The following is a 5,497-nucleotide window of genomic DNA, read 5'->3' as shown; positions in this document are numbered from 1 at the left end:
TTTGTTCTAAAAGGCACTCTATCGGTTCGATGGCTTTTCTGTCTACTGCCAAGCGCCAAAAACTGTCCGAAGTATTGCTTTAGCATATGGGTCAATTAACAGCTTATTTTTATCAAAGCGGTGTCCGCCATTGCGATCGGAAGAACCGTCAACTCGATAGGCGTAGTGCATCCCTGGTTGTAGCCCGCTGACATAGACATGCCAGAAGTGGAATGTTTTATTGACATCGGGGTCTAATTGAATAACTTGGATGGGTTCTGGGTCATCATGTTCGTCAAACAACAATAGTTCTATACCTGTAGCATGTTCTGAAAAAATCGAGAAGTTTACCCCATTTTCATCTGGAATTGCTCCCAAAGGATGTGGGTGTCCCTTCTCTATTTTGTATGCAGTTTTGGGCGGATCTACTATTAGCGTCATACCCCACTTCCTCTATTATTTAATGTTTATCTTACAGCCAGTATTTCAATGATTTTCTGGGCAAATAAGTGACAATGAGCGCCGCTACGTCCTGTGACTAAATCTCCATCCACAACCACATCTCGATCGGTGTAGATAGCACCCATATTCACAACATCACCATGCAAATTGTTGTGGCAAGTCACGCGGCGATCGCGTACTAGTTCTGGCACAGGTGCAACTAGCCACATACCATGACAAATAATTCCTTTCAAAATGTTTTGATTGGCAAAAGCTTGCTTCAGAAATCCAGTAGCTGGTGGAAGTTGGCTTAGATCTTCTGTATACCTGAGACGGTCAGCTACAAAGGCAGATGGTACAATGATAGCAGCATAAGTATTGAGTTCGCGATCGTCTATATCCTCAAAACTTTCATGACAATCCAGCGGTGCATGATATTCATGTCCTTGAAAAGTTAAAGATTGTTGCCCCCACAAGCGGGTGAGGAGATGAGTTTCAGCACCTTCTTCTGCAAAGCGGTAATGGTAATACCAAATTTCATGTTCGTAAAAGTCACTTTCAATCAGAATACCAATTTTTTTTCCTTGCAGTTTTGCTGTTTCTTCCCGGTTTTTTAGTACCCCTTTAGAAAAGTGATGCCGAGATCCCGACTGGTACAAATGAGAAATCAACATAATCCATTTCCTACAGTCTAAAGTCGTCCTCAATGAAGCTTCCGTTCATATCATTTTTGAGCGAATCAATTTTGGGATTTCACCATCCGAACCATATACGTCAATAGAAATATCCAAAGGTGTTTTGCCATCATGTCCTTTCAAATCTAATCGGGCATTCGCATTAATCAGAATTTCAGCACATTCGTTATATCCATGCCAAAGAGCATCGTGAAGGGGCGTGTAACCATTGATCGGTCCCTGCACGTTCAGATCGATATCGGGGTGTTCCACCAGCATTTTCAAAATTTCAGGATTACCGTTATAAGTTGCTTTATGGATAGGAGACCCCTTAAATACCCAGTCTTCGACCCTGACTTTCGCACCTGCTTTCAAGAGTTCCCTGACGATTTCTGTATGTCCATCGCGGGCAGCAACTAAAAGAGGAGTATGTCCATCGAGAAAGGAATTTATGTGAGGATAAACAGTATTGACATCAGCCTTATTCTCGATTAACTGCTTAACTGCATCCAGATTTCCTCGATCGGTTGCTGCCATGACTTGTTGAGATTCAATACTTTCTCGTGCAGCTTTTCTACCCGCATCAACGATTTGTTTAATGACAATAAATTTCTGCTTTTCTTCGCCTTGGTTGACGTTGAGTTCAAAGTTAAGGTGATCGTCTAGCGTAAAGCCATAGTGAGTACTCAAATTGAGGTTTGCCCCTCGTTCGACGAGTAACTTCACCAATTCCAACCACTTGTACCACAGGGCATCCATAATTGGAGTATGACCCATTGTCGGCGTAACAGCGTCAATAAATGCTCCGGCATCTAAAAGCAGCCGAGCGACTTCTACACTACCGCCCTGGCAAGCTTTATGTAAGGGAGTTGCCCCAGTTTTACGATCGGTAGTTAGAACGTCTGCACCAGCATCGAGCAATAATTTCACCATTGCAACATTGGCGTGACAGGCTGCGGTCATCAATACAGTCAATCCATTTTCTGGATTGCGGGTATTAGGATCGGCTCCCTGTTGTAGGAGACTTGTAGCTGCCTCTAGATCGTCATTTTCTACAGCTTCAATGAAACGAGCCTTTGAATCTCCCCGAAATGCTGCAACGATCGGGGACGGGTCGCAGTAAGATTTCCATTTCACAATTTTCCCATCTTGAATCTGCATCCAGGTAGCAAAAGTGATGTCGAAGGTGAGTCCAGTTGCTTTAATTGTTGTCATGTCATGCACGGTGCCAAATGCCCGATCGCCTTGCACGACTAGCTCGACAGGTTTAAAAACCTTAACCTCAGCTATGCGATCGCGGACTTGAAAAGATTTTGTCACCTCAGCAACACCGTGAGACGTACCAATCCAGGGAATGATATCGCTGACACCCTTAACTGGTTGGAGATTGATCCACTCGATATCGTCTGCCAGACAACTCATTGCGGTTTCATAGTCAGCTAGATCTAGCGCGTTGAACCACTTTTCGGCGACTTTCTGTGTTTCTTCCTGGCTCATGATTGACCTCCCCAAAAGTCATGAATGTTGAATATCCTCAGCCAAAATCCGCTCTAGACAACGCTCGGCGATCGCAGCGATTGTCAGTGCCGGATTGACACAGGTACTAGACCCTGGAATTAAAGCACCATCGACAACATATAGGTGTGAATGCCCTTCCACGCGCCCGCAGTCATCGCAAACTTGACCCATACAGGCTCCTCCCAGTTGATGACCAGTTGTCTGAGAGGCAATCGGAGGCACTTCGCCACCATTTTTCTCGCTCAGCAGTTCGGCTAAATACTTAGCAGCTTCTTTGGCTGTGGGGTCGCTGGCAAAATTTAATTGGACTGTATCTGAAGCTGGGTCGTAGCTAAAGTTGCCTCGATAAGGGGTCATAGCAAAGACAAAGCTACCAATGACATTTTTCTTCGGAAAATCTCGTTCAAATCTCGGTAATGGCGCTCGCATCATCACACAGGGAAAAATGGGATTATCATAATTGAGAACAGCGATCGCACCTGGACCGCCTAAATGCGGGTTGGTAGTTTCTGACAGATTGGTGCGAAAGGCATAGGTATCGCCATCGTTGCCAAATCCCTGTCCTATGCGATCGTTGATTTTTGGTAAATCTCCCTTAGCTTTAGCTTTGATTAGGAGTTCGCAAGTCCCCATGACCCCAGCAGCCAGAAACAGGTACTCACAAGTTAAAGTTTGTTGGTTAATAACTTCACCAGAGTCGTTAATTATGTCTACTACAACTGCATAACCACCTTCCGGTCTTTCCGCAACTTTGGTGACAACATGATGAGTGCGAATTTCAACGGCAGCCGTTTCCTCAGCTAACTTCAGGTAGTTTCGATCCAGTGTTTTTTTACCACCACTGTTATTGCCAAACCAAAACTCAGCTGCAATCACAGATGGCACTCTTTTTCCTACCATTTCTTCTCGGACAATATCCCAATCAATTCCCATTGGAAATCGATTAACTCCGTTGATTAAGCCACAATTGGTAGATTCGACATAAGAGAATCCTGCCTTGAGAGCGTGTTGTTCCAGTATCTTTAATCCCAGGTAATATTCACTTTCTAGAACATCATCTGGAATAGGGGCGCTGCCAATAACAGAGTGGACTCGGGGAAAATAAACAGCATCCATTTCGTCATAGTTAATGGAGCTAGGAAACACCTGCTTGAATAGTTCCTGCGGTGGTTGAATTAAAATTCCCCCATATGCCAAAGAACCACCACCCACACCACACCCGACTAAAAACTTGTAGTCTCCTCTTTCTAAAATTTCGAGTACCCCGGTGTATTTTTCAATCGGAATTCCTTCATAACCTGGGGTTTTTGTGACTGTATTCAGCCACTCTGCTCGTCTATCTGGATTTCTAAATGTTGCAAAAGTTGCATTTTTAGTAGGATCTTCAATTGTCCAGCGCCGTCCCCTCTCTAAAACAAGAGTTTCAACTCCTGCTCGTCCTAAGCGTAAGGCAGCTACTGCTCCACCGAAACCACTGCCGATTACAATTGCTTTGATATCAGTCATGATTTGTGCCTCAATGATTTTGGCGCATCTTGATAGCCGCTTAACGTATGGGTTCAAACGTTTCTAGAAATTGAATGATATTACCTTCGTTGTCTCTGATAAAAAATTCTTTAAAACCGATATCCTTGACAATAACGAGATCCCAAGCAATTTTAATCGGTCGGCTTTTGACCCGTGCGATCGCTGTTTGAATGTCATCAACTTTGAAAGTAATCTGGCTGACCCCTTGAATTGAAGTGTGTTGGGGGGGATCTGGACGGTCTACAGGATGCCAATTCTTATCCTCGATCAATTCGATTCTGACACCGTTTGTCTCAATAAATACAATCCGAGTGCCAAATTCTGGGAATTCTCTTCTTAGGACTTCCTCGAAACCTAATTGCTCTTTGTACCACCTAGCTGTTGCTTCCAGATTCGACACTGCAATAGAAACTCCGAGATGCTTCACAGTAGCTAGAAGACCTTCACTTTTATCTGTCATGATTGTTATCCAAATCGAATACCATGCTCTAGATCGCTAGCGGAATTCTGGACCAATAATCCAATGTTCTTTTGCGACAAAGGTATGAGCATATTTAGGTTCGACAAAATTAGCTAAATCCCACTCAGATTCTTTGCCTTGCGGCGAGTTCAAAGCTTTTTCTAGCGACTGAATGTCATCAAACCACAACTGTGAAACACAGTCGAGGATTGATTCTCCAATAGCGTAGAAACTATCGCGCACGTGACACTGAAGGTAACGCCGCAGACCTGGAAGTTTTAAATCCTTGGGCGCATGAACCTCCAAACTGTATTGCCGAAATTCCTCCAGGGGCATCCCAGCCTTACGCTTGACTAGAGCAAAAATTTTAACCAAAGTCGAATCTTTTTTCAAAGGTTCGCCTTCCATCAGGACGTGAGCTGTTGTATCTAGTGCCATAGTGCGCCAGAAAGCTGCCCAGTTAGGCTCATCCAGCCGCGCTCCTGCTAAAAACTCCTTTGACTGAAGAGATGCTAGTTGCTCTTCCTCGTTCTCTAGCCATATTTCCGCTACACCACTAAAAAGAGGGTCTTCTGGCTCTTGACCAAATGGGATGCGGGTATCAACCAAGTAACGCTTGATCTGAGAAATCTTACTGGCATAGTAAACTGCATGAAAATTGACCCAGTAATCCTGGAACTCTTTCTCAGTCATACCTGGCTTAGGGTGGGCAAATATAAGTTGATGGATCATATGAAACCTTATGAAGTTAGGAGTAGTGCGTTAGTTGTAGCGATCGGTAAAGTTGTTTGTCTTGAAAGTTATTTCTAAAGTTATTGAATATCAATACTTCGGACAGTTTTTGGCGCTTGGCAGTAGACAGAAAAGCCATCGAACCGATAGAGTGCCTTTTAGAACA

At 44.0% G+C, this 5,497-nt stretch carries 6 protein-coding genes; all 6 read right to left on the bottom strand.

Annotated elements, in window-relative coordinates; translation table 11 throughout:
- Nucleotides 1-42: 42 nt before the first annotated feature.
- From C7Y66_RS29725 to C7Y66_RS29700, 6 genes are read right to left on the bottom strand one after another with little or no spacing between them, the layout of a single operon-like run.
- Nucleotides 43-420 (bottom strand): hypothetical protein, encoded by a 378-nt coding sequence (locus tag C7Y66_RS29725; protein WP_233222910.1) that lies wholly within the window; start codon nucleotides 418-420, stop codon nucleotides 43-45.
- 26 nt (nucleotides 421-446) lie between these two features.
- Nucleotides 447-1,094, bottom strand: a complete 648-nt coding sequence (locus tag C7Y66_RS29720; RefSeq protein WP_199197728.1) for a DJ-1/PfpI family protein — start codon at nucleotides 1,092-1,094, stop codon at nucleotides 447-449.
- Between the two features lie 45 nt (nucleotides 1,095-1,139).
- Entirely contained in the window at nucleotides 1,140-2,591 is a 1,452-nt protein-coding gene (locus C7Y66_RS29715; RefSeq protein WP_106548291.1) for an ankyrin repeat domain-containing protein, read from the bottom strand.
- 18 nt (nucleotides 2,592-2,609) lie between these two features.
- Entirely contained in the window at nucleotides 2,610-4,118 is a 1,509-nt protein-coding gene (locus C7Y66_RS29710; RefSeq protein WP_106548290.1) for a GMC oxidoreductase, read from the bottom strand.
- 40 nt (nucleotides 4,119-4,158) lie between these two features.
- Entirely contained in the window at nucleotides 4,159-4,599 is a 441-nt protein-coding gene (locus tag C7Y66_RS29705; RefSeq protein ID WP_106217664.1) for a VOC family protein, read from the bottom strand.
- Nucleotides 4,600-4,635: 36 nt separating this feature from the next.
- A complete protein-coding gene (locus C7Y66_RS29700; protein ID WP_106548289.1) occupies nucleotides 4,636-5,331 on the bottom strand; it encodes an EthD family reductase in 696 nt (231 codons plus the stop codon).
- Between the last annotated feature and the right edge of the window lie 166 nt (nucleotides 5,332-5,497).

It is taken from the genome of Chroococcidiopsis sp. CCALA 051 (assembly GCF_003015105.1).
Lineage (GTDB): Bacteria > Cyanobacteriota > Cyanobacteriia > Cyanobacteriales > Chroococcidiopsidaceae > Chroococcidiopsis > Chroococcidiopsis thermalis.
The sequence above is the reverse complement of the archived record's forward strand: the minus strand, read 5'-3'. Positions and strand labels throughout refer to the sequence as shown.

Excerpts from the sequence above, each read along its gene's own strand:
- C7Y66_RS29725 (WP_233222910.1), bottom strand. The coding sequence starts at position 420 with ATGACGCTAATAGTAGATCCGCCCAAAACTGCATACAAAATAGAGAAG.
- C7Y66_RS29720 (WP_199197728.1), bottom strand. The coding sequence starts at position 1,094 with ATGTTGATTTCTCATTTGTACCAGTCGGGATCTCGGCATCACTTTTCT.
- C7Y66_RS29715 (WP_106548291.1), bottom strand. The coding sequence starts at position 2,591 with ATGAGCCAGGAAGAAACACAGAAAGTCGCCGAAAAGTGGTTCAACGCG.
- C7Y66_RS29710 (WP_106548290.1), bottom strand. The coding sequence starts at position 4,118 with ATGACTGATATCAAAGCAATTGTAATCGGCAGTGGTTTCGGTGGAGCA.
- C7Y66_RS29705 (WP_106217664.1), bottom strand. The coding sequence starts at position 4,599 with ATGACAGATAAAAGTGAAGGTCTTCTAGCTACTGTGAAGCATCTCGGA.
- C7Y66_RS29700 (WP_106548289.1), bottom strand. The coding sequence starts at position 5,331 with ATGATCCATCAACTTATATTTGCCCACCCTAAGCCAGGTATGACTGAG.